This is a genomic window from Spirosoma sp. KUDC1026 (assembly GCF_013375035.1).
Lineage (GTDB): Bacteria > Bacteroidota > Bacteroidia > Cytophagales > Spirosomataceae > Spirosoma.
This window is the reverse complement of record NZ_CP056032.1, coordinates 2,135,996-2,162,152: the sequence shown is the minus strand read 5'-3', so window position 1 is coordinate 2,162,152 and position 26,157 is coordinate 2,135,996. Positions and strand designations below refer to the sequence as shown.

General features: G+C 52.7%; 26 protein-coding genes and 1 pseudogene. 23 read left to right on the top strand and 4 right to left on the bottom strand.

Features of this window, described 5'->3' with window-relative positions; all coding sequences use genetic code 11:
• Positions 1-38 precede the first annotated feature (38 nt).
• The 3 genes from HU175_RS09205 to HU175_RS09195 all read left to right on the top strand — a co-directional run bounded on the left by HU175_RS09205 (position 39) and on the right by HU175_RS09195 (position 2,331).
• Complete coding sequence (locus tag HU175_RS09205) at positions 39-1,043, top strand: hypothetical protein (RefSeq protein WP_176566312.1); 1,005 nt, start codon at positions 39-41, stop codon at positions 1,041-1,043.
• A 113-nt stretch (positions 1,044-1,156) separates the two neighbouring features.
• Entirely contained in the window at positions 1,157-1,837 is a 681-nt protein-coding gene (locus HU175_RS09200; protein WP_176566311.1) for a DUF1080 domain-containing protein, read from the top strand.
• 95 nt (positions 1,838-1,932) lie between these two features.
• Entirely contained in the window at positions 1,933-2,331 is a 399-nt protein-coding gene (locus tag HU175_RS09195; RefSeq protein WP_218037018.1) for a hypothetical protein, read from the top strand.
• Positions 2,332-2,758: 427 nt separating this feature from the next.
• On the opposite strand, the gene HU175_RS09190 is transcribed toward HU175_RS09195, so the two are convergent.
• Positions 2,759-3,271, bottom strand: coding sequence for a DUF1579 family protein (locus HU175_RS09190; RefSeq protein WP_176566310.1), 513 nt, complete (start codon positions 3,269-3,271; stop codon positions 2,759-2,761).
• A gap of 407 nt (positions 3,272-3,678) precedes the next feature.
• Between HU175_RS09190 and HU175_RS09185 the strand changes: the two genes are divergently transcribed.
• Positions 3,679-4,431 (top strand): PKD domain-containing protein, encoded by a 753-nt coding sequence (locus tag HU175_RS09185; RefSeq protein WP_176566309.1) that lies wholly within the window; start codon positions 3,679-3,681, stop codon positions 4,429-4,431.
• Between the two features lie 63 nt (positions 4,432-4,494).
• On the opposite strand, the pseudogene HU175_RS09180 reads toward HU175_RS09185, so the two are convergent.
• Positions 4,495-4,698 (bottom strand): annotated as a pseudogene (locus HU175_RS09180) (hypothetical protein); the annotation flags it as partial.
• Between the two features lie 360 nt (positions 4,699-5,058).
• Here HU175_RS09180 and HU175_RS09175 point away from each other — a divergent pair.
• From HU175_RS09175 to fbp, 8 genes are all read left to right on the top strand, one after another.
• Entirely contained in the window at positions 5,059-5,514 is a 456-nt protein-coding gene (locus tag HU175_RS09175) for a TonB family protein (protein ID WP_176566307.1), read from the top strand.
• A 249-nt stretch (positions 5,515-5,763) separates the two neighbouring features.
• Complete coding sequence (locus HU175_RS09170; protein ID WP_176566306.1) at positions 5,764-6,357, top strand: RNA polymerase sigma-70 factor; 594 nt, start codon at positions 5,764-5,766, stop codon at positions 6,355-6,357.
• 143 nt (positions 6,358-6,500) lie between these two features.
• Positions 6,501-7,553, top strand: coding sequence for a FecR family protein (locus HU175_RS09165; protein ID WP_176566305.1), 1,053 nt, complete (start codon positions 6,501-6,503; stop codon positions 7,551-7,553).
• A gap of 215 nt (positions 7,554-7,768) precedes the next feature.
• On the top strand, positions 7,769-10,747 hold the full coding sequence (locus HU175_RS09160; RefSeq protein WP_176566304.1) for a TonB-dependent receptor: 2,979 nt from the start codon (positions 7,769-7,771) through the stop codon (positions 10,745-10,747).
• Positions 10,748-10,790: 43 nt separating this feature from the next.
• Entirely contained in the window at positions 10,791-11,741 is a 951-nt protein-coding gene (locus HU175_RS09155; protein WP_176566303.1) for an AEC family transporter, read from the top strand.
• 7 nt (positions 11,742-11,748) lie between these two features.
• Positions 11,749-13,008 carry a cation:dicarboxylate symporter family transporter gene (locus tag HU175_RS09150; protein ID WP_176566302.1) on the top strand — a complete coding sequence of 420 codons (1,260 nt, stop codon included), beginning with the start codon at positions 11,749-11,751 and terminating at the stop codon, positions 13,006-13,008.
• 51 nt (positions 13,009-13,059) lie between these two features.
• Positions 13,060-14,664 (top strand): phosphoenolpyruvate carboxykinase (ATP), encoded by a 1,605-nt coding sequence (pckA, locus tag HU175_RS09145; protein ID WP_410528592.1) that lies wholly within the window; start codon positions 13,060-13,062, stop codon positions 14,662-14,664.
• A gap of 31 nt (positions 14,665-14,695) precedes the next feature.
• A complete protein-coding gene (fbp, locus tag HU175_RS09140) occupies positions 14,696-15,694 on the top strand; it encodes a class 1 fructose-bisphosphatase (RefSeq protein ID WP_176566301.1) in 999 nt (332 codons plus the stop codon).
• 39 nt (positions 15,695-15,733) lie between these two features.
• Here the strand turns inward: fbp and HU175_RS09135 are convergent, their stop codons facing one another.
• Positions 15,734-15,982 carry a hypothetical protein gene (locus tag HU175_RS09135; protein WP_176566300.1) on the bottom strand — a complete coding sequence of 83 codons (249 nt, stop codon included), beginning with the start codon at positions 15,980-15,982 and terminating at the stop codon, positions 15,734-15,736.
• A 293-nt stretch (positions 15,983-16,275) separates the two neighbouring features.
• Between HU175_RS09135 and HU175_RS09130 the strand changes: the two genes are divergently transcribed.
• Positions 16,276-19,497, top strand: a complete 3,222-nt coding sequence (locus HU175_RS09130) for a TonB-dependent receptor (RefSeq protein WP_176566299.1) — start codon at positions 16,276-16,278, stop codon at positions 19,495-19,497.
• 83 nt (positions 19,498-19,580) lie between these two features.
• Positions 19,581-20,444 carry a glycerophosphodiester phosphodiesterase family protein gene (locus HU175_RS09125; protein ID WP_176566298.1) on the top strand — a complete coding sequence of 288 codons (864 nt, stop codon included), beginning with the start codon at positions 19,581-19,583 and terminating at the stop codon, positions 20,442-20,444.
• Positions 20,445-20,599: 155 nt separating this feature from the next.
• Here the strand turns inward: HU175_RS09125 and arfB are convergent, their stop codons facing one another.
• Entirely contained in the window at positions 20,600-21,001 is a 402-nt protein-coding gene (arfB, locus tag HU175_RS09120; protein WP_176566297.1) for an alternative ribosome rescue aminoacyl-tRNA hydrolase ArfB, read from the bottom strand.
• Between the two features lie 104 nt (positions 21,002-21,105).
• On the opposite strand from arfB, the gene HU175_RS09115 reads away from it, so the two are divergent.
• The 9 genes from HU175_RS09115 (at position 21,106) to HU175_RS09075 (ending at position 26,140) form a co-directional block, all read left to right on the top strand.
• Positions 21,106-21,474, top strand: a complete 369-nt coding sequence (locus HU175_RS09115; protein WP_176566296.1) for a hypothetical protein — start codon at positions 21,106-21,108, stop codon at positions 21,472-21,474.
• Between the two features lie 12 nt (positions 21,475-21,486).
• The gene (locus HU175_RS09110) at positions 21,487-21,867 is read left to right on the top strand and encodes a hypothetical protein (protein ID WP_176566295.1); all 381 of its coding nucleotides are present in this window, start codon (positions 21,487-21,489) and stop codon (positions 21,865-21,867) included.
• Positions 21,868-21,880: 13 nt separating this feature from the next.
• Entirely contained in the window at positions 21,881-22,630 is a 750-nt protein-coding gene (locus HU175_RS09105) for a hypothetical protein (RefSeq protein WP_176566294.1), read from the top strand.
• Positions 22,631-22,826: 196 nt separating this feature from the next.
• Positions 22,827-23,171, top strand: coding sequence for a hypothetical protein (locus HU175_RS09100; protein WP_176566293.1), 345 nt, complete (start codon positions 22,827-22,829; stop codon positions 23,169-23,171).
• 81 nt (positions 23,172-23,252) lie between these two features.
• The gene (locus tag HU175_RS09095) at positions 23,253-23,570 is read left to right on the top strand and encodes a hypothetical protein (protein WP_228724378.1); all 318 of its coding nucleotides are present in this window, start codon (positions 23,253-23,255) and stop codon (positions 23,568-23,570) included.
• Position 23,571: 1 nt separating this feature from the next.
• The gene (locus HU175_RS09090; RefSeq protein WP_176566291.1) at positions 23,572-23,922 is read left to right on the top strand and encodes a hypothetical protein; all 351 of its coding nucleotides are present in this window, start codon (positions 23,572-23,574) and stop codon (positions 23,920-23,922) included.
• A gap of 117 nt (positions 23,923-24,039) precedes the next feature.
• A complete protein-coding gene (locus HU175_RS09085) occupies positions 24,040-24,606 on the top strand; it encodes a hypothetical protein (protein WP_176566290.1) in 567 nt (188 codons plus the stop codon).
• 122 nt (positions 24,607-24,728) lie between these two features.
• Entirely contained in the window at positions 24,729-25,097 is a 369-nt protein-coding gene (locus tag HU175_RS09080) for a hypothetical protein (RefSeq protein ID WP_176566289.1), read from the top strand.
• A 107-nt stretch (positions 25,098-25,204) separates the two neighbouring features.
• The gene (locus HU175_RS09075) at positions 25,205-26,140 is read left to right on the top strand and encodes a homoserine kinase (protein ID WP_176566288.1); all 936 of its coding nucleotides are present in this window, start codon (positions 25,205-25,207) and stop codon (positions 26,138-26,140) included.
• The last annotated feature ends 17 nt before the right edge of the window (positions 26,141-26,157 follow it).

Genomic DNA, 26,157 nt, shown 5'->3' with positions numbered 1-26,157 from the left:
GGTATGGGTTTTTACTAGGCAACATAAACCCAACGATTATGGAAGGCTCATCAGCACTCACCGACGGCGCTCAACAGGCCAATATGGTCTCGAACGAGAACGCCGAAACAAAATATGGCCAGGACCAGGGCGAAACCAATATGGTGAAACTGGTCGACGGAAAATTAACCGAACTGGGTGACACCCACGATGACGTTATGGATGAACAGTTGCAGAATCGCTACAGCAGCGACGAAGAACGTAGTCTGCAGGGCGATCAGCAACGGACCAAAACATACGAAAACTCAGACGCAGCTTTGCGGGCTGGTGAAGTTATTGATAACCAGGTGATGCCGGAAAATCCGCACGCCGATGCCGAAATTACCGGCAATCCTGACGCGGGCGCTACGGTCAATGCAGGTCTGCCATCGGAGGATGACAAAACGCCTACCAGCTTTTTCGGAGCATCAACAACAGGTGGTTCATTGTCGACTACGATCTATCCATCTGCCGATATGATCCCACCGACGCCCGGCACGCCCGATCCGCTACAGCCGGTACCGGGTATTCCGGAAACGCCACCTGCCCCGCCAGCACCCGGTCCAGAGGTTCCGGATCTGCCAGGCTCTCCGTCGCCGGATCAGCCGGAGATCGAAGAACCCAATCAGCCAGACCGGTCGCATGAAATCAACGCGGGTGCTAACTTCGTTACGTATACGTCGAGTATTCTGACGCAGAAAGTTGGCGAAAGTGAAACCGTGCAGGGCGAACCCTATGACGAGACTTTAGCCGGCTCTGACGATCAGGGGATGGACGTGAACCCGGCAACGGGCGGTTCCGCGCACGCCTACGACGTAAATGCTAAAGACGCCGACCCCTACCAGACGAGCGAACGGCCTGAGGAAGCAAAAGAAACGGAACAATATCCCCGCGAGATGCTGGACGAAAGCAGCGTGCAGGCTCAGGATATGATTTCGGGGCCAGACCGTTCTGATCAGAAATCGACGGACGACCTCGACCGCAAATACAACGATCCGGAGGCAGCCCGCGAAATGGCTAGCTAGATCAATCAGGTTTTGTTACGAAACAGGCCGTTTATCCACCAATCGTGTAGATAAACGGCCTGTTTCGTTATAAATTTCCAATTACATTTACGGTTGTAAAACCGAAACACTCCATGAAAAAACTGCTCATTCCCTGTTTATTACTCAGTACGATGGCGCTGGCAAAACCTCCCAAATGGACATCACTCTTCGACGGAAAATCGATAAAAGGCTGGCATAGCTATCACAAAGACGGCGTCGTTGGCTGGTACGTTGAGGACGGTGCAATCACCCCCGATGGTACCGGTGGTGATCTGGTAACCGACAAGGAATACGAGAACTTTGAGCTGGAGTTTGAGTTTAAAATCCCTAAGGGTAGCAACAGTGGAGTCGTTTATAAAGTCATCGACAGCCCAGACATCAAATCAACGTATCTGTCGGGGCCGGAATACCAGGTCATTGACGACAACGGCTATATCGATCCAAGCGGCAAACTGGTCGACCTGAAAGAAGTGCAGCTCACTGGTGCCAACTACGACATGCAGCCACCTTCCCCAAAGGGCACCACCAAGCCCGTCGGCGAATGGAACAAAGGCCGGATTGTAGTCAATAAAAACCACGTTGAGCACTTCGTCAATGGCAAGAAAGTAGTTGAGTACGACTACGGTTCCGATGCCTGGAAAGCGATGGTCGCCAAAAGCAAATTTGCGAATGCCCCGTACGCACAGGCTCACGCCAAAGGCAAAATTGCCCTGCAGAACCATAGTCCCCGCGAGCGAGTCTGGTACAAAAACATTCAGATTCGGGAGTTGTAATTACTGCTCAACACTAGCTTTATTACGGACTAGCAGCGGCCCCGGTTTGGCTAAACCGGGGCCTTTCCGTTTAGCTATACCCCACAACGCTACACATGACGATGACGCCCCCTGACGCACAGCATTCCCTTAAAGCCATCCGATTAGTCAACACCGCTGACGGGCAGTGTACCTTTCAGACAGGCTATCTTCCCACGAACACCCCCATAAAGACGAGCCACTTTTTTGGACAAACGCAGGTTGACGATTACCAGAAACGCCCCCACCCCGCGCCCCGCACGCAATACGTAGTGACGATAAAAGGCAAACTGCGCTTTAGCGTAAGCAATGGCGATACGTTCATCATCGAACCGGGTATCATCCTTATTGCCGAAGACACGGCAGGTCCCGGCCATAGTTGGACCCTGATTGAGGGCGAGCGTTGGGAACGGTTGTACATTCCCTTTCAGGATGGGACAGAAACCGAGTTCGTTCCAGATCATCCGTCGTCCTAGATTTCTAGCTTACTGATTCGGGCGCGTATACGCCCCTGTGCCAAGCTGATCAGTCATTCAACTTGTTTCTAGATCATCCACTCCAGTAGTATCGTCCTCCGAAAATTGGGTTGCTAGTCGGATTACGCACGCCTGATAAACAGGAAATACCGTTCGCCATTCTTAACGCTACCAGGTATACGCCCTTGTGTGGTTGTGAGCACCGACCATCTTACCTGTTTTACTTTACCGTTGTGACAGGCAAGATATTCGTCTGCGTTCAAACCGTCGAGGCTCTCAATATGGAGGGATTTGTAAGACGCGAACCGAGGACTAATAACAAAACCAACAACCTGAGACGCGCCGGATCGATGGCACTCACACGCTTTTTTAACCACCTCTCATCCTACACATACCCCTACAAGGCCGATGAATCAGCCCGCTAGAGTCACTTAACGGGCACTCGGCTATAAATCAACTGCCGTACCTTCTTACTAGGACTAGTGCCATTTTGCTCCTCGTAATACTCTTCAGTGTAATGAGACTCATCCAGAACAGTCAAAACTTTCCTGTTTTTACGTGTCAAACCCGGTCTTAATTCACTGTCCCAATCGTAGGTAAACGAGTTGGTTTTAGGGTCGTAGCCCCCGCTTTGCTTGGTAATACCGCTACCAATGTGGTTATTGATCGATGTCGTAACAAATTTGTGTGCTACATTATTATACCCTTCAATTTCCATTCCCTGATAGTTCTCCAGTTTCATCTGTCCTTCAGCGATGGGTATTTGCAATTTACCCCCCGTAATCTCCACCACACAAAAGCGGCCTTCGTAAATGAGCTTCCGAACAATAGTGCCTTTGACAAAGGGTAAGTTCTTGTCTTGAAAAGCCCAAGTACCGACAAGCCTCGCCAGAAGAGCATGGTTAGGGCCTGGTCGCGAAAAGTCAAGGAGTTGGGTCATGGCCTCCTGCTGGCTGGCGGTGTTGGCGGGCTTAGGGGGCTTTGGCCTTGGCTAATCAAGGCGGCAGATAGCAAAACCAGTGTTGTCAGAAGGCAGGCGTTGTTCATGCATGTTCAGGCTTACTGAGTTAGCAAAACGATCATGGCTCAAGTTAAACATACAGCCTCGAGGGCGTTGTGTGTTTTAATGAAACGGTATAACTGAAAGGTCTTTTTTACCTAACGCCTGACGAACATCTTCCGAAACGCCCCATTTTTAAAGCAGACAAATGAAGGGTTTATCGTCTCACGCGGGAGGAAAAGAAGCGATTGTACTCCCAAGAACAGCTGAGCAATAAATTAGTTAGCGAAAGCGTATTAGACTGACCATCCTATATCTTATTTTTAGTCTATCAAACTACGTTTGTTATGAATTATTTTGCTCTGCAACGCCTGCTTTGGAGTTCAATTATTCTGATAGTTCTAGTAGCTTGTCAGTCTAACCAGATTGTTCCTAGCTCAGCTTTCACTTACAGTCTTAGTGATGTTGAGTTGAAAAACTATCTATCCGGATACCCCGTCGGCTTTGCTATCAAATTTACCAATAACAGTACTGATGGAACGGCGTACAGTTGGGACTTTGGCGATGGAACCACATCGACCGATAAAGACCCTACAATCACGTATGCCAAGTCAGGTACATACACAATTCAGTTGACCACGACCAGTTCAACGGGTAGCCAGCGTGTTACTAGCCAGCCGATTACCATACTAGACTGCGTACTCAAGCGGGTCACGATTGCTGACTTTCAGTGGAACGGTATTGGTCAGGTACCCACTTGGGATAATACCAAACGGGCAGATTTGACCCTAGAACTAGGACAGCGATCACCCACCGGTTCACCCATTGTTGTGAGCAGTTTTCTGTACCGAAGTGAACCAGTGAAAGGCATTACGAACACAACCGTGCCGTTCATCATTCCAGTCACTCAACCAGTCATTCTTAATCCAGCCATATTGTTTAGCTTTATCATCAATCTATACGGCAATGATGGAGGGAGTAACCAGTTAGTCTATTCCTCAGGAGCATCAGGCATCGGCTACTCTGCTGGTTTCTCGACACTCACCCGCTTCTACACGATCAGCAGTGGCCCAGTCACGCTAGAATGCGCCTATCAGTGAACTCACATACCTAACCCTCGGCTACGCTTCTGCTCTTGCTGAGCGCTCAGGTCTCGCTGCTGTTTAACTCAATTGTCTTGGCTTGCTCTTGCCGGAGCTCTTCCGCTCGCTGACTAGTTGCTGGTAACGCTCATACTGCGTATCACGTAGTTCCAGCGTCATAGCGGCCCGTTCTTGAACCGTGCCATTGCTCACGGTATTGCGTAGGAAGGAACTCTCTTCCAAGTCCCGGCGGTAGTTCAATTGAGTATCAAAGGCCACTTCACTGCGCTCTTTGAAATCGACCCGCCTAAACTGGCCGAATCTTTGACCATGCTCGGCATTCTTACCCTAGTCGCAGTGGTGAGGTGTATGCCTCCGAAATCGCCACATATTGGCCAAACCACCAACTTAATTGCTGGTCTCTTGTAACACCCCGGTAAAGCAACAGACACATGAACGCTCCTTCGTCTCAAGTAGGGGCGTTTCTTGCGACGAATAAGGCATAAGTAGTTTTTGCAACTCATCTGCTAAGACGGCACTAGTGTTGCCCCAGTAACACCACAAAAACTAGAATAGCCTATGGATTCTAACGTGATTATGCATCCTCAATAAGTAGATCCTTTTCACGCTTGAACCTCATGTTTTATGAAAACTTTCTTTGCCTCCTTAGCATTTATTTCGTTCACAGCATCGTTGTCCTACGGCCAAGCGGGGAAAAGTTCGCTAGCCAGTAACTCGGACTTTCCCCAATCCCTGGCGAAGTTAATTCGTTATCCTTCATCGGCTCAACGAGAAGAAAAAGTCGCCAAGGCTTATGTGGGTTTCAACGTTGATGCCCAAGGCGAAATTACTGGTGTTGCGGTTTTGAATAAGGGGAATGTAGATCCTTACTTCCGACAAGAAGTTAGTCGCGCGATGAAGCTGCTTCCGGCTCAGAAACCGATTTACGCCGGAAATTACGTTCTCCCAATCGTATTTTACCTGGAGGACACCGGTAAGGCGCTTAAGTTTCGGGAAGAAGATGCCGCGTTTTTTCAGTCGTTAAAGAAGGATTCATTCTTGAACGAGCTGCACGTAACAGGCTACACGGCAAACCGCTAATTTTCTTACAGAACAAAGTCGTTCAGAATGGCTCTGTCATTTCTCAGGCGGATCACCCATTTCAGTAGTCCGATAATTCGCTAACACTGGCGTAATCCATAAGTCTGGCTACGTATAGCCAGACTTATACGTAGAATACCTCTTGGTCAACACCGCATTGAAGAACACCATCCAGTAATATTTTTTCAGGAAATACTCATAAAATTATTTTCTGCATACATTTGCGGCTGACTCTATTTTTCTGTCGTCATGCCGTCCTTGGCCTCAACGGCGTATCGCCACCATGCTGATAGTCAACTCACCTCGGCGCTGGCCGATGGTGACCGGAACGCCTTTGCCGAAATCTACGATCGCTACTGGAGCCTGCTGCACCGAATAGCCTATCAAAAGCTGCGCTCCCGCGAAACGGCCGAAGAACTGGTGCAGGACTTATTCGTTAGCGTATGGAGCCGGAGAGCCGAGGCTACCATCCGCGAGCTACGGCCATACCTGCTAACCGCCTTACGCTTTTCGATTATCAACTATATTGAGTCGTTGCGGGTACACGAACGATTTGTGGCTTATTACGAGTCGTTTCTAATGCAAACGGATACAGAATCTACCGACGAGCTGGCGTTGCAGGATCTGACTAATGCCATTGAACAGAGTTTACAGACACTCCCCGAGAAATCACAGCAGGTATTCCGCTTGAGCCGGTTTGAGTACCTCACCATCCCCGAAATTGCGCAACGGCTTGATTTATCCGAAAAAGCCATTGAGTATCACCTGACACGGGCGCTCAAGGTTGTTCGCGAGAATTTACGCAACCTGGGCCCTTTGGCCTTATTTTTCTTTATCGACTAGAGAATAGAATAATACCGGGAAATATAGCCCATAAAAAGCCACAAAATATAAACTTACTACTATTTAATAGTTTCTTTTAGGGTTAAGTACTCAGCAGGCTGACTTACACTATGAACGACCCGCTATGGCGTTCTATCAGCCTTATGACTCAATTCGATTTTCGTCAACTGTTACGTCGCTACCAGACCGGGCGGGCCACCGACGAGGAAATTCGACGTATTGAAGCCTGGTATGAGTCGATGGGGGCTGGTACGGAGCAATCGCTTAATTCCCTGGAAAGCGAGGCCGTTCGGCAACGGATGTGGACGCACATTCAAGCTGAAACGGAGCAGAGAACCCTCACTCCGACGACCATTGTCCTCCCCCTTTACCGCCAGAGCTGGTTCCGGATAGCGGCTTCGGTAGTACTCTTACTCGGTCTATTTGGGTACGGCTTCTGGCAATGGTCGACAGAACGCCCGGCGCAGGTCGAGCTGCTGAGCGTGCGGATGAACAACACAACGCGGCCCATGCTGATCCGGCTTGACGACGGCAGTCAGGTGTCACTCGAACCAGGTAGCTTCCTCCGTTTCCCGGATCATTTTCCGAAAACCAAACGGGAAGTGTTTCTGACGGGAGAAGCCTTCTTCAGCGTAAACCGTCAACCCGAGCGGCCCTTTCTGGTTGTGACCGATCGCCTTGTTACGCGGGTACTGGGAACAAGTTTTCGGGTAAAAGCCTTTGGCGGCAAGGCTAACGTATCGGTTACCGTACGAACGGGAAAGGTTTCGGTATTTAGCCGTCCCAGCGCGAACGCATCGGATAAAGAATTTACTAATGCGGTGGTGCTCACGCCGAACCAGCGGGCCGTATTCTACCCATCTGACGCGCGGCTGGTGAAAACTCTGGCGGAGAATCCGGTTCTGCTCACATCGGACAACAAGCGGCCTGACTTCAATTTTGTAGACACGCCTTTACCCGTGGTATTTGATAGCCTGGAAAAAGCCTATGGTGTTGACTTCGTGTACGATACTGATGCGCTGGCTCATTGCACTTTAACCGCCCGGCTAACCAGCGAATCGCTCTACGAAAAGCTTACGCTCATCAGTGAAGTGACCCACGCCCGCCATGAAATCATTGATGGGCAGGTTGTCATCGACAGCCGGGGCTGCACCCCAGCGACTAGACCAATTGCCTCCAAACCTTTACCTGACTGACCAGCGCCTATGGATTACTAAGTGTTCGCTTTCTACGAGCAAAGCCGGTGATGTACCACCATCACCGGCTTTGAAATCCCTACGTTTTCGTGTCCGCGAAACACCCGGTTATCGGGTGCAGGGATCGTTTTTGTCCAGAATTTCTCTAAACCTTTCAAAAACAGCTTAAAAGTATGCATCGCCAATCAACTTTACCAGCATTGTTGCGGGCAATCATGAAAATTACCGTCTGCCAGCTTGTTCTTGCGCTCCTGTTTGTGAGCATTTCGATGGCTCACGAAAGTCGGGCGCAGGAGGTTCTCAGTCGCCGGGTCACGCTGACAGCCGTTGATCAGCCCACCCGCACGATCCTGAACCGCCTGGAACAACTGACTGATATCCGATTTATGTACAGCGCCGAAGTCATCAAAGCCGACCGGCTGGTGTCTGTCTCGGTACAGGAACAACGGCTCGACAACGTACTGAACCAACTATTGAATCCGCTTAATATTACGTACCGGGTTGTTGGTCAGCAGATTGTTCTGAACACGGCGCCTGACAACACCTCGCTCCCGAGCGAACCAGCGGCCCCGCCGGTTGTTGGTAAAGTCACGGCCAAAAATGGGGAGCCTTTGCCGGGCGTCAACGTAACGGTGAAAGGCAAAACGCGGGGTGCCTCAACCGACGCGCAGGGGCAGTTCAAGCTGGAAGCCGAGCCGGGCGAAACGCTGATCTTCTCGTTTATCGGCTACAAGAATCAGGAAGTAGCTATAACGGGACAAACGTCGATCGACGTAACGCTGGAGGAGAGTTCAGCCCTTCTGCAGGAGGTAGCCGTGGTCGGTTCGCGGTCGAGCGTGGCGCGCACCGACGTGGAACGGGCGGTTCCGGTCGACGTCCTGACGGCTAAAGAACTGCAGTCGACGGGGCAGGTTGAGCTAAGCCAGCAGGTACAGTTTACGTCTCCCTCCTTCAATTCGGCAAAAAACGGTATCAACGGCGTTGCCAGCTATGCTGACCCTGCGTCGCTAAAAGGTCTCTCACCCGACCAAATGCTGGTGCTGGTCGATGGCAAACGGCGGCATCAGTTCGCGGCCGTTAACCTGAACGTAACGGTGGGTAAGGGTACCGTAGTTACGGACATGAACGCCGTGCCAACGCTGGCGGTTGAGCGACTGGAAATCCTGCGCGACGGAGCAGCCGCCCAGTACGGTTCCGACGCTATCGCCGGAATTGTCAATCTAAACCTGAAAAAATCAGTCGGAACGGGAAGCGCGTTGCTGCAATACGGGGTCACGAGCCAGGGCGATGGGGGCGGTTATACAGCGGGGCTGAATTATGGGTTTCGGCTGGGGAAGAACGGCTACCTGAACCTGACCGGTAGCTACCAGGACGTAGGCGGTACGGACCGGTCAGACCCGTACAATCCGCAGCCCGTTGCCGGTGGGGCCTATACCGGCATCTACTCAACCAACCGCGCCACTGATGAATCGACCCGTGAAGCGCGGGGTGTTTACGGTCAGTACGGTACGTTCCGGGTGACACAATACGGCAGCAACGCGATGAAATCGGGGCAGCTATTTTATAACGCAGGGCTTCCTCTGAGCAAAAACTGGATGCTCTATTCGTTTGGCGGCTTCTCGCGCAAACGCGTGAATGCGCAGGGCTTTTTTCGCACGGCCATCCCAACCGTCGGTACGACCAACCCGTCTATTTATCCCGATGGGTTTACGCCCCAGCTGCCCGGCACCGTGCAGGACTATTCAACCGTACTGGGAATTCGCAGGAAGGTAGCGGAGGGCTGGAATTTAGACCTGAGCACTAGCTACGGCTACAACTATCTCGATCAGAACGTAACTAATTCGACCAACGCATCGCTGGGGGCCAACTCGCCGAAAGATTTTTACGTGGGCCGGATTGCATTCGGGCAAAGCGTGAGCGAGATCAACATTAACAAAACGATGTTCGGTGCACTGGGCACCAAAACACTAAGCCTGGCCATTGGTACGCAGTACCGTGTGGACCGGTTTCAACTCCAGGCGGGGGACCCAGCCAGCTATCAGATCGGTCCATTGGCGGCTACCAACAACAAAATCCCCGGTTCGCAGGGACGCGTCGGAATCGGGCTGGATGACCAGACAAACCGGACCCGCTCGAACGTTGGCGTGTACGTAGACGTAGAAAGTGACCTGACCGAGCGACTGCTGCTGGAAGGAGCCCTGCGCTACGAAAACTATAGCGACTTCGGCGGCAATCTGTCGGGGAAGCTGGCGTCGCGCTATAAACTGAACGACAACTTCTCGATTCGCGGCTCGATCAACCGGGGCTTCCGGGCACCGTTGCTGCAACAGGTCGCCAACGCCGTGACCACGTCGACGGTGCAAAACGGCGTCGTAACGTCGACCAAGGAAATTCCCAACAGCGACCCCCGACTGAACCAAATCGGTATCGAAGATCCGAAAGCGGAAACGTCCTGGAACTATAACCTCGGCCTGACGGCCAAAGCAGCTCGTAACCGGTTGCTGTTTACGCTCGACGCCTACCAGATTGACATCCGTGATCGAATTATCATCACCGAAAACCTACGGGTAGCCAACATTGCCGCCCTGAGACCACTCTTTCCTGGTTTACAGGAGATCACGTTCTTTACCAACCAGGTAAACACCCAAACCCGGGGAATCGACTTTGTAACGTCGTTCCGGCAGACACTCCGACGCAGCAACGTCTTTACCGCCAGCATCGCATTAACGGTGAACAAGACGGAAATTGTCGGGACGAAAGGAACACCCGCGCAATTGCAGGCTGGCACGACCGCGCCGATTCGGCTGATCGACACCGTGAGCCGCGCTCTGATCGAAACAAGCCAGCCCCGTACCAAAGTACTGGTCTCGCTTGGCTATCAGATGGGTAAACTAACAGTTAACCTGCGCTCGACGTATTTTGGTGCCGTAACGGCCTGGGAAAAACCGAGTGGTCTTCCTCACCGCGTCCAGACCTTCGGCGGCAAAAACCTGTTCGACGTCTCAGCAGTCTACGCGTTCAACAAGATGTTCTCCCTGACGCTTGGCGGTAACAACATTACGAACGTCTACCCAGATCGGGTCTTTTCCAATTACGCGTCCTACAGTAACGGACAGGTACCGTACACCCGTAACGCCAACCAGTTCGGCTTCAACGGAACCTACTACTACGCCAACCTGATGGTTAATTTTTAGAAGTTCATGAGGAGATTCCGTCATCCCGGACCGCCGGTTTGGGATGACGGAATCTCGAACAACCCAAGCCGAGCCTATGGTGAATGTGGCGCTGTTGCTTATCTGCCTGCTCGCGGGGATACTGTTGCGACAGAGCCGGGCAGTTCCCGCCGATGCTCATCTAACGGTGAATCAGCTGCTGATAACGGTATTCATTCCGGCGCTGACGTTGCTGCATATTCCGGACATGCAGCTGAACCGGGAGCTTTTGTTACCGGCGCTGGTTCCCTGGTTCGTGTTTCTGGTTGGCCTGTTGTTTTTCGGGGTGGTCAGTCGATCCCTGCGGAGGAGCAGTCAGGCGCTTGACCGCCCCACGCTGGGGGCGCTTCAATTAACTGGTGGCATCAGCAGTGTTTCGTTCGTGGGCTTTCCGCTGTTCGAACTACTCTACGGCAAAGCGGGTCTGGCAGTGGGTATCGTAATGAGTCAGGCCGGTACGTTCGGCGTCGCCATGACGCTGGGCGTAGCACTGGCCAGTTGGCATACGGCCAGGCAGCCTTCGTGGCGGCAACTACTGGGCAACATGCTCCGATTTCCGCCCTTTCCGGTTTTTTTGCTGGCATTAGCTGCGAACGGACTGGGTTACCGGCATCCGGCGCTGGTGCATGACCTCCTCGAAAAAATCAGTGCGCCGTTTTCAGTACTGGCTCTGTTATCGGTGGGTTTGCAGCTACGCTGGCGGGCAGAACCCGCCGAACGTTACCGGCTCCTGCTGGTCCTATCCTACAAATTACTGCTGGCCCCGCTGCTGGTTTTTGCCCTGTGCCGATTCTGGCTGGGGCGCCATGATTACGTCGCCAACCTGTGCGTACTGGGCTCGGCGATTGGTCCGATGAATACGGCGGCTATTCTGGCGAGTCGCTACCAGCTGAACGCTCCACTGGCGTCGCAGATGGTGGGCATCGGCATTCCGCTGTCGTTTCCTGTTGTTGTTCTGATTTATCTGTTTCTCTAACAACTGAATGAAAAAGCTACTAACTAATCTGACGTTCTGGGTCCTCACCGCAATCGTATCAGGTGCTCTGCTGGGTCACTTCGCCCCCGTCACCGCCGTTCAGCTGGAATTTCTGGGCAAGTGGTTCATCAACGTAGTCAAGCTGTTCATCAACCCGATCATTTTCCTGACTATTACGCTGGGCATCAGCAGCATGGGAGATCTGAAGAAAGTCGGTCGGGTAGGCGGTAAGGCTCTGTTATACTTCGAAATCGTAACAACGCTGGCCCTGCTCATTGGTATCGGCGTGGCTAACCTCATCCGGCCCGGCGACGGCGTAGCAACGGGCAATCTTAACGGTGGAGCTATCAGTCAGTACACGCAACGGGCGGAATCCTTCTCATGGCTCAAATTCCTGGCCGATAACCTCACGTTACAGGTCCTGCTGGTATCGATTGTCGTGGGTATGGTCCTGAGCCGATACGAAGGCCGGGAGCGGATACTGGGCTGGTTGTCGATGGCGTCGAAGTGGGTATTCAAGGGGCTGCATATGGTCATGCGCTTCGCCCCGATTGGCGCATTTGGCGGGATGGCCTATACCATCGGCAAGTACGGCATTGGTACGTTATTACCGTTGGCCAAGCTGATGACCACCGTTTATGCGACCATGTTTCTGTTCGTATTCGTGGTACTCAACGCCATCCTACGTTATTATAGAATTAGTCTCTGGTCGTTCCTGAAGTACATTCGGCAGGAGTTACTGATCGTACTCGGCACCTCGTCGTCGGAGGCCGCGCTACCCGCCCTGATGGAAAAGCTCGAACGAATGGGCTGCGCCAAACCCGTAGTGGGGCTGGTCGTTCCAGCGGGCTACTCGTTCAACCTTGACGGCACTACCATTTATTTATCGCTGGCAACGCTCTTTCTGGCGCAGGTCTTCGGCGTTGAACTGACCGGTTCACAAATCCTGACGATCATTGGTATTCTGATGGTTACCTCAAAAGGGGCGGCAGGCGTCACGGGCAGCGGTTTTGTGGTGCTCGCCAGCACGTTGACAGCCATACGGGTAATTCCGGTCGAAGGGCTGGCGCTGCTGCTGGGTGTCGACCGGTTCATGTCCGAAGCGCGTTCGATCACCAATTTCATTGGCAATGCCGTTGCCACGGTTTTCCTGGCCAACAATGAAAAAGCGTTCGACCGAACCATGATGGAGCAAGCCTTTAACCATCACACGCCCCCTCCGTCTGTCCCTGATCTCCCTACTCCCGAACCCGTCCTGAATCGGTAACTCATCCCTTCTCCCGTTAGTCAATCTGCTAATCAACAACCTGTTTACGCTATGAATACGAACACATTTCCAGCACTTTCCGACACAGATACGAGCCTGATGCAGACATTGGGCCTCCCTCCCACCACGACCGTAGCGCTAAACCTATCCGTCGCAGGCCTAACCGGGCTGGCCCTGGAACGGGGCGAAGGTGTACTAACCGATACAGGCGTATTGATGTGCGACACGGGCACGTTTACGGGTCGTTCTCCAAAAGACAAGTACATCGTCCGCGATGACCTGACCGCTAAGACGGTGTGGTGGGGCGCAGTCAATCAACCATTCCCTTCAGCGAAGTTTGACAGCCTGCACCAACGTATGCTCGATGCGCTGGCCGACAAAACTGCGTTCGTGCGTTACGTCAAGGCCGGGGCCGATCCTCGCTACGCCATTAACATCGCCGTGGTGAACGAACTAGCCTGGCACAATCTGTTCTGTCACAACCTGTTTATCGAAACGACCGACGCCGAACGCGCTGACTTTTCCCCCGACTGGACGATCCTGGATCTCCCAGGCTTCCAGGCGGACCCCGCCACCGACGGCACCCGACAGGAAAACTTCACGATTATCAACTTCACCAAACGTATCGTTCTGATCGGTGGTACGGGCTACGCGGGGGAAATGAAAAAAGGCATTTTTTCGGTGCTCAACTTCACGCTTCCCCGGCAGGGCGTCTTGTCCATGCACTGCTCAGCGAACATCGGTCAGGCAGGCGACACAGCGCTGTTTTTTGGTTTATCAGGCACCGGCAAAACAACGCTCTCAACCGATCCTGACCGGCGACTGATCGGCGACGACGAACACGGCTGGAGTGATCAAGTGTTTAACTTTGAGGGGGGTTGTTACGCCAAGGTTATTAACCTGAGCGCCGAACACGAACCAGAAATTTATGGAGCGATCCGACCCGGTGCAATCCTGGAGAATACGCGCTTTACACCTGGCAGCCTGACTGTCGATTACACCGACCAATCCGTAACGGAGAATACCCGAACGGCCTACCCGCTCGACTTTATTGCCAATCGGGCAACGCCATCAATCGGAGCCCCGCCCAAGCATCTGTTTTTTCTGACAGCCGATGCCTTCGGGGTGCTGCCTCCCATCGCCCGGTTAACCGTCAAACAGGCCATGTACTATTTTCTGTCGGGTTACACGGCTAAACTGGCGGGTACGGAAGTAGGCATCAAAGAACCCGTACCAACTTTTTCGGCCTGTTTCGGCTCAGCGTTTTTACCTCTGCATCCGTTCGACTACGCAAATCTGCTGGGCGACCACCTGAAATCAGCCGACGTGCCGGTCTGGCTAGTAAACACGGGCTGGACGGGCGGCTCCTTCGGGACAGGCCAACGGATCAAACTGGCGTATACCCGCGCCGTCATCCGGGCCGCTCTCGACGGAACGCTGAATAGTGTCGACTACCAGACGCTACAACCCTTCGGTCTGCAGATTCCGCGTAGCTGTCCCGGCATTCCGGCCGAGCTTCTCAATCCAAGTCAGACCTGGGCGCGGGCCATCGACTACGACGTAACGGCCAACCGGCTGGCCCGCGCCTTCCGGGACAACTACCTGACCTACCAGAAAAGTACAGAAGACGGGCCAGCCGAGTCACTCTTCGCGTAGTTACCTGTCATTTTTTATCCTTTCGGAACGTATGGCTAGTTATTCGGAAGAAACCGTTGCCGTCCCAGTCGGTACAACCCTGGATCGGTTCATCAAACGACGACAGCAGGCCTCCCCGGCGGCTACTGGTGAACTCTCACAGTTACTGCGCGATATTGCGCTGGCGGCCAAGATTGTCCAGCGGGAAGTCAGCCGGGCGGGGCTACTGGCCATCACCGGAGGTTTCGGCACCGAAAATCAGCACGGCGAAGCGCAGCAGAAACTGGACATGATTGCTCATGTCCGGTTTCTGCGCGCCCTGCGCAACGGGGGTGAGGTGGCCGCTATCGTGTCGGAGGAAGAAGACAGTATTGTTCACACGGGCAACCAACAGGGAAAATACGTCGTAGCCATCGACCCGCTCGACGGCTCGTCTAATATCGACGTCAACGTATCGATCGGTACCATCTTCTCGATCTACCGGCGGCAGTCGCCGATAGGGGGTCCGGTCGTGGAAAGCGATTTTCTGCAGGGGGGCCACCAGCAGGTTGCCGCCGGTTACGTCCTCTATGGCACCTCGACCATGCTGGTTTACACGACGGGCCAGGGGGTCAACGGCTTTACGTACGACGGATCGTTGGGTGAGTTTTTCCTATCGCACGCCAACCTGACCACGCCAGTCGACGGCCGGATTTACTCCTGCAACGAGGGTAACCTGGCTGATTTTCCGACGGGTATTCAACACTATATTTCTCAGTGTCGAGAAAACCGGTTTACGGCGCGCTACATCGGCGCCCTGATTGCCGACGTACACCGGAATCTGCTTAAAGGGGGAGTCTACCTCTACCCCGCTACCCGGCAGGCGCCCAATGGCAAGCTGCGACTCCTGTACGAATGCTTCCCGATGGCTTTCCTGGTTGAACAGGCCGGAGGCAGCGCTACCGACGGCCGCCAACGCCTGCTCGACATTCCCATCGAGAAACTGCACCAGCGTTCGCCATTAATTATCGGCTCGACCAGCTTAGTCAACGCCGTTAGCCAACTTTACTGATACATCTTACCGGTAGGTAGCCTGATCGGATGACACCTTCTAATTCAACAGCAGCCGGTTACCCAATACCCAATGAGCTCGTATATCGCAGGAAGTCTCGGGGTCAATTTCAGCCCAATCCTCCTGAATCTGCTGGGTGCACAGGCATGGGTAACGAGTTGTTCCGTCGTTCCAGCCACAGAACATAAATAGCCAGTTTGCCACTTCGGCGTTTTTTGCCAAACCCGTTTCCTGGTGCCAGACAGGCCATTTTCCGTCCAGTTCCAGAATAATCGACGTTCGTATCATACTGTTTTTGGCGCAAGTTAGAAACAGGTTACAACTCAATAAATTACCATTTTCGCCCATATATTAACAAGCTGTTATGGCAACAGGTACAGTTGGTTTTAACGGTTTACTTTATTCAGTTTCTGTGCGGTCCCATTATTTATTAAGCGCACTAAACTCTGCCCATTTATGAATGTAGTGTGAAGTTATCGGTTATTCCGACCGACTAAAGGTCATACATTGGTAACGGGCTGGTAACTTCCAGGTAACGTAAGCAGACTCTCTTTGCGGTAGTAAATTCTATCATGACTGTAATGAGAAACAGGCTACTCTCTATTGTTTTATTACTATTTTCTATTCTTTGTCTGTCCGATAGGCTGCTGGCCCAGACGACCCAGGCTTCCATCTCGGGCGTTATTTCTGAACAAAATAATGCTCCCCTGCCCGGTGCTACGATTCGGGTGCGTAACGAGTCAACGGGGTTCTCGACGGGAACCGTCACGAACGTAAAAGGCGAGTATGTTTTTAAGGAAATTCCACTGGGCGGCCCGTACACGGTTACCGTTACAGCCGTGGGCCTGGGTGAACAGCGCCGGACGGGTTACATGGTCAACCAGGGCGACGACATCAAAATCAACCTGACCATGCAGGAGACCGGCCAGGATCTGGAAGTGGTGCAGGTTGTCGCGTCGGGACTGAAAAACAAAACGGACATTCTGGGCGCAGCCACGGCCATCAACGCCAAAACGCTGGTATCGCTGCCCGTCAACGGACGTAATTTCACGCAACTCATCAACTTATCGCCCCTCACCAACAACAGCGGTAGCTTATCCGGACAACTTGGTTCGTCGACTAACTATACAATCGACGGGATGAACGCGAAGAACCCCACCTCGGCCGGTTCGACGACGAGCCGCAGCGGTGCACCATACTCCATTTCGATCGAGGCCGTTCGGGAATTTAAAGTAATCACCAACCAGTACGACGTTGTGTACGGCCGGGCCGGGGGTGGTCTGGTGAGTGCCGTAACCAAAGCCGGTACCAACAAACTAACGGGTAGCCTCTTCAACTACACCCGCGCCAACTGGCTGTCGAGTAAATACGACATTCGGGGTAACCAACGTAACGTACCGTTCTCAACCAATCAGTTTGGTTTCTCGCTGGGCGGCCCCATCATCAAAGACAAGCTGCACTATTTTGTGGTCTGGGACCACCAGGAGGATTCGCGCCCGCTGATCATCGCCGACATTCAGACGCCACTGGACGAGCGCCGGTTCAACGTAACGAACGCAACCCTGAACCGTTTTGTCGACATTGCCCGCAGCAAGTACGGCATGGCTAACACGCAGCAGTTTGGTACGTTCCCGAAACGACGGGGTACGGATGCTGGTTTCGCCCGTATCGACTGGCAGATCAACGCGAACAACCTGCTGACCATCCGCGACAACTATACCAACGACCGCAACAAGCTGGGACTGGCCGATAATACGTCGATCAACGCGTTTGAATCGTACGGTAACGATTACAACGTGGACAACAGCCTGCTGGCTACGCTCCGTACGACGTTTACGCCGAAGATCACCAACGAGCTGAAACTACAGCACCTCTTCACCTACCAGAAAAGCAGCCCCGGCGATCAGCTGCCGGCGGCCAACATCCCACGTAACATCGTGGAAACGGTGCGGTCAACTATCGAAGGAGGTACGCTGTCAACCAATATTCAGATGGGTGGCCACCGGTTCGCGCAAGAGGGATTTACGAACAATGTTCTGCAACTGGTCGACAATTTTTACCTCAACACCGACAAAGTACAGTATACGTTCGGAGTCGATCTGATGTATACCCACGCGAAATCTCTCTACGGCAGTGAAGTAAATGGACGATTCCATTACAACGAAAGCAACAGCGTTGTTAATGGCGTTGTAACGGTAACTCCTGCGCTTGATAATTTCAATAACCTGCAACCCTACCGCTTCTACCGTGAGGTACCGCTCGTGGCCGATCCGACGGTCTACAGTAATATCCTCAACGCGGGTCTGTACGGACAGATGACAACGCATCTGACCCCAGGGTTGGAAATGACCGCCGGTTTGCGTTTCGATTATGCTGTTTATCCGAAAGCGCAATTCAACCAGCTGGTATTCGACGAGCTGAAATTACGTACGGACAATCAGATCAAAACCTTTATTCCCCAGCCACGTATTCAGTTTAACTGGGACGTCAATAGCGAACACCGTGACTTCGTTCGGTTTGGGGCTGGCGTATTCGCATCAGACATCAACAACTACATGCTGATCAACAACCTGACCTTCGACGGCAAGCATTTTGCTACCGTTGACGTGCGGGGAGCCAATGTTCCGGCTCCTAATTTTGCGGCCTACCGGCAGGATTATAACAGCATTCCAACGCTGGCTCAATTCCAGGTACCAACCATCAACATGACCGGGCCTAACGCGAAAATCCCGACGCTGTACAAAGCCAACGTGTCGTACTCGCGCTACCTGACCGATAAATTGAAAGTAGGTATCTCGGGCTACATGTCGTTAGGCCGGAACAACTATATGTACGTCGACCGAAACATGGTGGCCGATCCGTTCTTCCGTCTATCCAACGAAGCCAACCGGGGCGTGTACGTACCGGCGGCAAGCGTTACGTCGAGCGGGGTAACAGACTGGCAGTTGGGCCGTCTTAGCAACAAGCTGGGTCGGGTACTGGAGCTGAACAGCGAAGGCCGCGTCAATCAATTTGCCGCCGTCGTTGATGCTACCTGGCAGTACTTCCGCGATGGCGAAATCACGGCGAGCTTCACCTGGAACGACACCCGCGACAACGTAACCTACAACGGGAACGTAGCCAACACCGCAACCCTGGTCCTGCCCGTTAAAGATGATCCACGCAACCTGAGCAACATCACGTACTCGGATAATCACTTCCGCAACAAGGTTGTGTTCTACGGTACGCTGCCCTCATTCTTTGGCATCACGCTCGGCGTTCGGTACACGGGTATCGGCGGTACCCGCTACTCGCTGTTGTCGGGCGCCAACACCAACGGCGACTTCGTGGCGACAAACGATCTGGCCTTTGTTTTCGATCGGAACAGCGCAGAAGTGCCTACCAACGTCCGGACAGGTCTGCAAACACTGCTCGACAACCCAGACGCCAGCCAGAGCCTGAAAAACTACATCAACGCCTATTCGGGTCAGATTGCTCAGCGTAACGGCGGTATCAACGGCTTCTACGGCGTACTTGACATCCGGGCGCTGAAGCGGTTCCGCATCTACAAAACCCACGCGATTGAGCTGTCGGCCGATATTTTCAATTTCGCCAACCTGCTGAACCGGAACCGGGGTACGAATTTGTCACTAGGCACACAAACCCTATATGCACTTGGCGTTCCAGCCAGCGGTGGTAACGCAGCAATTCCAGGTTTCTCACAGTCGACGCAACGGTATAATTATCGAGTTAATAACTCAGGTGCGGTAACCCCTTCGGGCGATCCGTTCCAGATTCAGTTGGGCGCGCGCTATAGCTTCTAATTTCGTTTCTTTCCGCCGAGGTATTGATCAGGGTATTATTTTTACACCTGGTCAATACCTCGCTTAACAACTACCCATTGACAATGATCAAGACGATTGGATTGGTAAGTCTGCTGCTTAGTTCTCAACTGGTGCTGGCACAAAACAAACTCGACCGGCAGGGCCACCGGGGCACGCGCGGACTCATGCCCGAGAACACAATCCAGGCCATGAAAAAAGCTATGGATATAGGTGTTGAAACCCTGGAATTGGACGTAATCATTTCGAAAGACAGGCAGGTTGTCGTCTCACACGACCCGTACATGTCGGCCGATATTACGACCAAACCCGACGGAACGCCCGTTACGGCTGATGAGCAAAAATCCATCAACCTCTACCAGCTTACATACGACCAAATCAAAAAATACGACGTAGGCAGTAAGAAGCATCCGCAGTTTCCTGAGCAGAAAAACTTCCGGGCTTACAAACCCCTACTGACGGAACTGATTGACTCGGTTGAAGCCTATGCGAAGGCAAAGAAGCTGCCCCAACCTCGTTACAACATCGAGATCAAAATGAGCCCGGCTACGGACAATGTCTACAATCCTGAGCCAGCCGAGTTCGTAAAGCTGGTTATGCCAATCTGCCAGCAGAAACTGGGCACGCGTTACAACATTCAGTCGTTCGACGCCCGCCCCCTGCAACTGATTCACAAGGAGTACCCAACGGTGGCCATTGCGTACCTGACGGCCAATACGAAGTCAGTCGACGAGAATCTGGCAACGTTAGGCTTCACGCCAAAGACGTACAGCCCCTACTACAAGGGCATAACGGCTGAAACGGTGAAAGCCTGCCATGACAAAGGCATGCAGATTATTCCCTGGACGGTAAACACCAAGCCGGAGATCGAGGGACTGGTAAAACTGGGCGTTGATGGTATCATTACCGACTACCCGAATCTTTTTTAGGAACTCGTTCTATGTCAAGCCATAAAAAAGCGGTATCGACCTGGGTCGATACCGCTTTTTTATGGCTCCTGGTCTAATGACCTATGCAGGTAAAAACTCTGGCGAAACTTACAGCTCTGCCGGCGTCCGACCGAGTTTTAATCCGGCTCACCGACTCAATAGTCAACCTTCCGGCGATTGGCTTTAACGTCGCCCTTCCGCTTTTTCTCGGTAATTCGTTCGGCAACGGCCGCTTTGGACGGCTTCGTGGCCCGACGGGTCTTGGCGGGCGTAAATGCTTTCTGCACAAGCCGCAGAAACTTAGCCGTCACTTTTTCTTTGTTGGCCAACTGCGTTCGTTCAGTCTGGTGGGTCAGCACCAGCTCGCCCTCGGTTGTTAGCTTCGCAGCGAGTTTAGCTTCCAGGATTCCCTTTTCCTCATCGGTCAGCAAGGCCGAATTTCGCACGTCAAACCGCAGTTCCGCTTTCGTAGCTACCTTATTAACATGCTGGCCGCCAGCGCCCCCACTCCGGGCAAACTGGTACCTGACTTCAGGAAGTAACTGACGTGAATCCATCAAATAGTCTATTTAATCAGTGGGAATTTTCAGCAGAACGAAGCCCGTCAGAAAACAATCCCGATTGACACCGGTTTTTCTTCAAAACTAATCCTTATCACGTTATGGAAGATCCTAAAATAAGATTCAACACAGCCCTGGACAATACGTTGTCTCTGCTGGGCGGTGGCGTTTCAGCCGCCAACCCCACGTCGGGTGCCGATCTGGTGCAGGAATGGATTTTTGTCGTTCAGTCGGACGTCAGCACCCAGTGGGTGGCCGAGCCGCTTACCAAACTACGGGATGCGCTCACGGATGGCGATACGCACAAGATCGACGAGCTGCTGCACAACCTGGCGGGCGAAACCTCAGACCTCGCTAACAATGCCGCTGAAGGCGAAGCAAAAAACAAGCTGAAAAGTCTGGCGTCGGCCCTGTACGATTTTGCGCAGCAATTCAGTCAGTTTTCGTTAGAAACGAATAGTAACTCATAAACTCAACGCCTTATGATTTCTCAGGACCAAAACCAGACGTCACTCATCGAAGAAACCGTCAATGCGTTTGACAGTGGCATCAGCAACATTGAACCACAGGACGGCCTGGCGTTTATTGACCGGTGGCTCGACCGACTCGACGAGGCTGGAACCGACGCAACCAATGAACTGGCTGATACGCTGGAAGAGCTTCGGGCTGAACTCGACACCGAAACGATTGAGGGTGACCCCGATCCAACGGCAGTTACCGATATTCTGCAGGATTTGATCGATCAAACCCAGAAAATAATGAAAGCAGCCGAAGCCAGCGCCGAGCAGACAGAGTTGTCTCAACTGGTCGCTACGCTGGAAAATCTGCACCGTCAGGTAGCGGCTACTATTACCGAATCCTAAACCTTTGCTAGTTATGGCTATTGACCAACACGCATTTAATCTGGTAGATACGACCGTTAATACATTTAACGGCAGCGCAGTCAGTGTCTCTCCCATAGACGGAATTACATTGATTGACAGCTGGATCAGCGCCCTGCCCAGCGACGAGCAGTCTGCCGATTCCATTACAACAAAACTAGGCGACCTACGTACTGAACTGCGCAACGGTTCGCCAGACGGCTCCCACATCCGGCAACTTCTGACGGATTTGGCCCAACAGGCAAAACAGGCAGCAGACACCGCCGATTCGGTCGTACAGACAAAACTGAAACCGTTAGTCGACTCGCTGGAAGGATTCAGCCAGCGGTTGGGTGGATCGGGCGAACAGCCCCAGGCCGGTAGTCAGGCGCCTATGACGAGTACTGTAGGTGGTGAATCGACAAATAGCGGGGTAGGTACGTCTGCTATTGACAGCGGCACGGGCGACACCCGTCTGACGGGCGGAACAACCAGCAACGGCCCGGCAGCTTCCATCGGTATGGACGACACGACGGGCAGCGATGGTGGCAACGAGTCCACAACATCCACTGACGCCGAGCCCGATAATACGGAAGAAGGCGATTACCGGAGTGGTGACGCCGACGATACGAAAGAAGAGGACAATCAGAGCGCTGATACGTCGGATGCACGACGCACGGAGTCACGTAGCGTTGGCGGTATGGGCGTATCGGGAGGTACCGGTGATTCGGCAACGGCCCAGTCGCAGGGACGCTCGCAGTACTAAAAAATAGCCAAACCCGTCACCGAACGCCGATTATCCAGTCGGGTTCGGTGACGGGTTTGGTCTTACCTGAACAAAGTATTTCGGCCTGAGTTATTCCTTTACAACCGTAGCCCTTCCCTGTTTTGAGTCAGGCTGGGTAAGCTAGTCCGATCCAGCGCAGCGATACGTTACGGTCTACTACATTACGCAAATACACATGGGAACGAATATTCTGGAAGAGCGCATGCTCGAAGATACACTGACTATTTTTCGGGATGGTCACCAGCAGGGGGTTACGCCAGCACAGGGCGTTATGCTGATTGATGGCTGGCTGCAGGCTATGCAGGGAGATCCTAACATCGACCATCTCAAGGACGACCTGAATGCCCTGCGGAACGAACTACAGGCTACACCATCCGATGCGGCTCAGATCAAATCACTGATGGGTACGTTAGCTACCAAAACCCAGCAGGTTGCCGAAGCACCAACGTCAGAAGGCACCTGGACGGGCAGTCTGGAACGGCTGGCAAAAGCGCTGCGTAGCTTCAGCGACTCTTTATAAGTTGACTCAACCCTGTTGCAGGGAAGAGCAGGATTTAAATTTCACTACACAATGGAAGCAAACACATCGCTTGAACACAGAATGTTAACCGATACCCTTGGTTTGCTGGGGGATGGTACAACGATAAATATTACCCCGGATCAAGGCATTCTACTGCTGGAAGGCTGGCTTAACGCCCTTCCCGGCGATGTAGGGGCCGAACGGGTACTGGCCGAAGTAGGGACTCTGCGCGATTTATTAAAATCAGATTCGCCCAACGTTGAACAAATCCGCCATCTGCTTCTTAACATGGCCCGTCACACGGCCACCCTGGCCAATGAACCAACGGTCGACGATCCAACGTCGGTGCAGATAAAAAAACTGGCCGACGTATTACGCACATTCAGCAACCACTTCTGATATGCTTACACACGAAGAATCAACCGATCTGCTGGATTCAACCATGACCCTGCTGGAGGGAGATCAGACCGAAGAAACCCCTCAGAGCGGTCTGGGTATTCTGGATCAGTGGCTGAAGCAGTTGCACCAGGCCGACAACGCCGGTGATATCACCACGACGCTGGAGCAGGTAAAAACACAGTTGAAGAGTGATCAGATCAACAATGCCGAACTCGGGCAACTGCTCGATACACTGGCAACCCAAACGGTGGAGTTCAGTACGCTGATGGGCGCCGAAGGCGATATTTCGTCCCGGCTGGATGGTTTATCAGCAGCACTGCGCACCTTATCAGGGCAGTTGAGTAATCCATAGTTCAGCGGCTTATTTCATTCGTAATTCTGCACAAAAAATGGCTCCTATCCGGGCCATTTTTTGTATCTTAGAAGTAGGGACAAAGCTGCCTGTCTAACTTATTTCATTGGCATTGCTATGCAGGATATTGAACCATTTTACGGCTGGGAAAAATACTATACAGCTTCGGAAGATGATCGGTCACCGTTCCACGAACGGGAATACAACATGCAGTCGTACGAGAACGACATCTACGGCTACTACATTCACCCACTCTGGGACGAAATCGGCTCAGAAACCCTTTACTGTAAGATTCTCTACGCCAACTACGACCGTCAGTTTGCGGTCATCGAGCTATTTGGCGAGTGGAACGATACGCTGCACAACGACATCATGTACCTGAAACGGCAGGTTGTTGATGTGCTGGTGAATGAGGGCATCAAATATTTCGTTCTCATCGCCGAAAATATCCTCAACTTTCACGGCTCTGATGATTCTTACTATGAGGAATGGTTTGAAGACGTAGAAGACGGCTGGATTGCGGCCATTCATACACCCGAATTTATTGAGCAGGAATGGAAAAAGTATCACCTCGATTACTACATTAACTTCGGCGGCACGCTGGACCTGCCCCAGTGGCGAACGGTTAAACCAACGGCCCTCTTTGAACTGGTAAACAGTTTGTTAGTTCGACGACTGGGGTAATCTTACCATACTACGTATCTTGCCAACTATGGAACCGACTCAAACACTCGACCCTAAGAAACGCCCGCACCGAGCGTCCACCAAATCAACTTCGGTCGCCGTTTCGTTGGAATCATTAGTGCATGAAATATTCGACGGACTACCGCTCTAGTATTAGGGCCATTTACGAACGTAGCGTGCTAACAGCTGATAAGATCAATGTGCGCTACGCTAACGTACCCGCCAAAGTCGCGGTTGAGATTGATGTGAAAGCCGATATTTCCAAAACGGAAGACAAAAACTATGTCAACTTGAAAACCCGGAAATTACTCGATTTTGGCACCGATCGTGTAATCTGGGTATATACGGATTCGCAACAGGTGATGGTAGCCGACCGTAATGCTGATGCCTGGCTGACCATGAACTGGCACCGGGATCTGGAACTGCTCGACGGGCAAACGTTCAACATCGGCGCGTATCTGGAACAGGAAGGAATCAGGCTGGACAGCTGAGTTGATTAGCTAAACCAGCCGATCCCTCTCCCGGCAAACGCTATTTCGTTGATAATCCCAGCCGAAAGCGCTAAACTTGTCTTTTCCTTCGTTGCTTTTTGCCAATCGTGAAGTCCATTAGTGTATTTGCTCCCGCCACCGTTGCTAACGTAGCCTGCGGGTTTGACATATTCGGTTTCGCGGTCGCCAACCCCGGCGATCAGATTACCCTGACAACCAGCGACGCACCCGGCGTTCGTATTACCGACATCATCGGCGATGAGGGCCGCCTGCCGCGCGAGACAGAGCGAAACACGGCTGGCATTGCCATTCAGACTTACCTCAAGCACATTGGCCGTACCGACGTAGGCGTTGACGTGGTTCTCCGGAAGCAGATGCCCCTGGGCAGCGGTTTGGGTTCCAGTGCCGCCAGCGCCGTGGCCGGTGTCTTTGCCATTAACGAACTCCTCGACCGGCCCCTGCCCACGCTGAAGCTTCTGCCATTTGCGATGGAAGGCGAACGCATTGCCTGTGGCTCGGCCCACGCCGACAACGTAGCGCCGTCCCTGCTGGGTGGCTTTGTTGTCGTACGGAGTTACCAGCCGCTGGACGTTATTCGCATCGAAACACCCGCATCGCTGTACTGCACGATCGTTCACCCTGATATTGAGGTAAATACGAAAGACGCCCGTTTCATTTTGAAAAACGAGGTCTCGCTGAAAAATACCATTACGCAAATGGGTAACGTAGCGGGCCTGATTGCGGGGCTGATGACGCCTGATTACGACCTCATCAGCCGCTCGCTGGTCGACGTAATCATCGAGCCGGTGCGCGCCATTCTGATTCCCGAATTTAACGAAGTCAAACAGGCAGCTCTGGATAACGGTGCACTGGGATGCAGCATTTCTGGTTCGGGTCCGTCGATGTTCGCCCTAAGCCGGGATGTCGAAACCGCCGAACACGTTGGAGCCGCCATGCAGCAGGCTTTCCTGTCGGTGGGCATCACCAGCGAAGCCTACGTGTCCGAAATCAACCGGGAAGGCCCCAAAGTACTGGGCCACTAAGTTTTGACTGCTGATCT

Bases quoted from the DNA above. Each gene is read 5' to 3' on its own strand.
- HU175_RS09205 (WP_176566312.1), top strand. From the start codon at position 39: ATGGAAGGCTCATCAGCACTCACCGACGGCGCTCAACAGGCCAATATG.
- HU175_RS09200 (WP_176566311.1), top strand. From the start codon at position 1,157: ATGAAAAAACTGCTCATTCCCTGTTTATTACTCAGTACGATGGCGCTG.
- HU175_RS09195 (WP_218037018.1), top strand. From the start codon at position 1,933: ATGACGATGACGCCCCCTGACGCACAGCATTCCCTTAAAGCCATCCGA.
- HU175_RS09190 (WP_176566310.1), bottom strand. From the start codon at position 3,271: ATGACCCAACTCCTTGACTTTTCGCGACCAGGCCCTAACCATGCTCTT.
- HU175_RS09185 (WP_176566309.1), top strand. From the start codon at position 3,679: ATGAATTATTTTGCTCTGCAACGCCTGCTTTGGAGTTCAATTATTCTG.
- HU175_RS09175 (WP_176566307.1), top strand. From the start codon at position 5,059: ATGAAAACTTTCTTTGCCTCCTTAGCATTTATTTCGTTCACAGCATCG.
- HU175_RS09170 (WP_176566306.1), top strand. From the start codon at position 5,764: ATGCCGTCCTTGGCCTCAACGGCGTATCGCCACCATGCTGATAGTCAA.
- HU175_RS09165 (WP_176566305.1), top strand. From the start codon at position 6,501: ATGACTCAATTCGATTTTCGTCAACTGTTACGTCGCTACCAGACCGGG.
- HU175_RS09160 (WP_176566304.1), top strand. From the start codon at position 7,769: ATGAAAATTACCGTCTGCCAGCTTGTTCTTGCGCTCCTGTTTGTGAGC.
- HU175_RS09155 (WP_176566303.1), top strand. From the start codon at position 10,791: ATGACGGAATCTCGAACAACCCAAGCCGAGCCTATGGTGAATGTGGCG.
- HU175_RS09150 (WP_176566302.1), top strand. From the start codon at position 11,749: ATGAAAAAGCTACTAACTAATCTGACGTTCTGGGTCCTCACCGCAATC.
- pckA (WP_410528592.1), top strand. From the start codon at position 13,060: ATGAATACGAACACATTTCCAGCACTTTCCGACACAGATACGAGCCTG.
- fbp (WP_176566301.1), top strand. From the start codon at position 14,696: ATGGCTAGTTATTCGGAAGAAACCGTTGCCGTCCCAGTCGGTACAACC.
- HU175_RS09135 (WP_176566300.1), bottom strand. From the start codon at position 15,982: ATGATACGAACGTCGATTATTCTGGAACTGGACGGAAAATGGCCTGTC.
- HU175_RS09130 (WP_176566299.1), top strand. From the start codon at position 16,276: ATGAGAAACAGGCTACTCTCTATTGTTTTATTACTATTTTCTATTCTT.
- HU175_RS09125 (WP_176566298.1), top strand. From the start codon at position 19,581: ATGATCAAGACGATTGGATTGGTAAGTCTGCTGCTTAGTTCTCAACTG.
- arfB (WP_176566297.1), bottom strand. From the start codon at position 21,001: ATGGATTCACGTCAGTTACTTCCTGAAGTCAGGTACCAGTTTGCCCGG.
- HU175_RS09115 (WP_176566296.1), top strand. From the start codon at position 21,106: ATGGAAGATCCTAAAATAAGATTCAACACAGCCCTGGACAATACGTTG.
- HU175_RS09110 (WP_176566295.1), top strand. From the start codon at position 21,487: ATGATTTCTCAGGACCAAAACCAGACGTCACTCATCGAAGAAACCGTC.
- HU175_RS09105 (WP_176566294.1), top strand. From the start codon at position 21,881: ATGGCTATTGACCAACACGCATTTAATCTGGTAGATACGACCGTTAAT.
- HU175_RS09100 (WP_176566293.1), top strand. From the start codon at position 22,827: ATGGGAACGAATATTCTGGAAGAGCGCATGCTCGAAGATACACTGACT.
- HU175_RS09095 (WP_228724378.1), top strand. From the start codon at position 23,253: ATGTTAACCGATACCCTTGGTTTGCTGGGGGATGGTACAACGATAAAT.
- HU175_RS09090 (WP_176566291.1), top strand. From the start codon at position 23,572: ATGCTTACACACGAAGAATCAACCGATCTGCTGGATTCAACCATGACC.
- HU175_RS09085 (WP_176566290.1), top strand. From the start codon at position 24,040: ATGCAGGATATTGAACCATTTTACGGCTGGGAAAAATACTATACAGCT.
- HU175_RS09080 (WP_176566289.1), top strand. From the start codon at position 24,729: ATGAAATATTCGACGGACTACCGCTCTAGTATTAGGGCCATTTACGAA.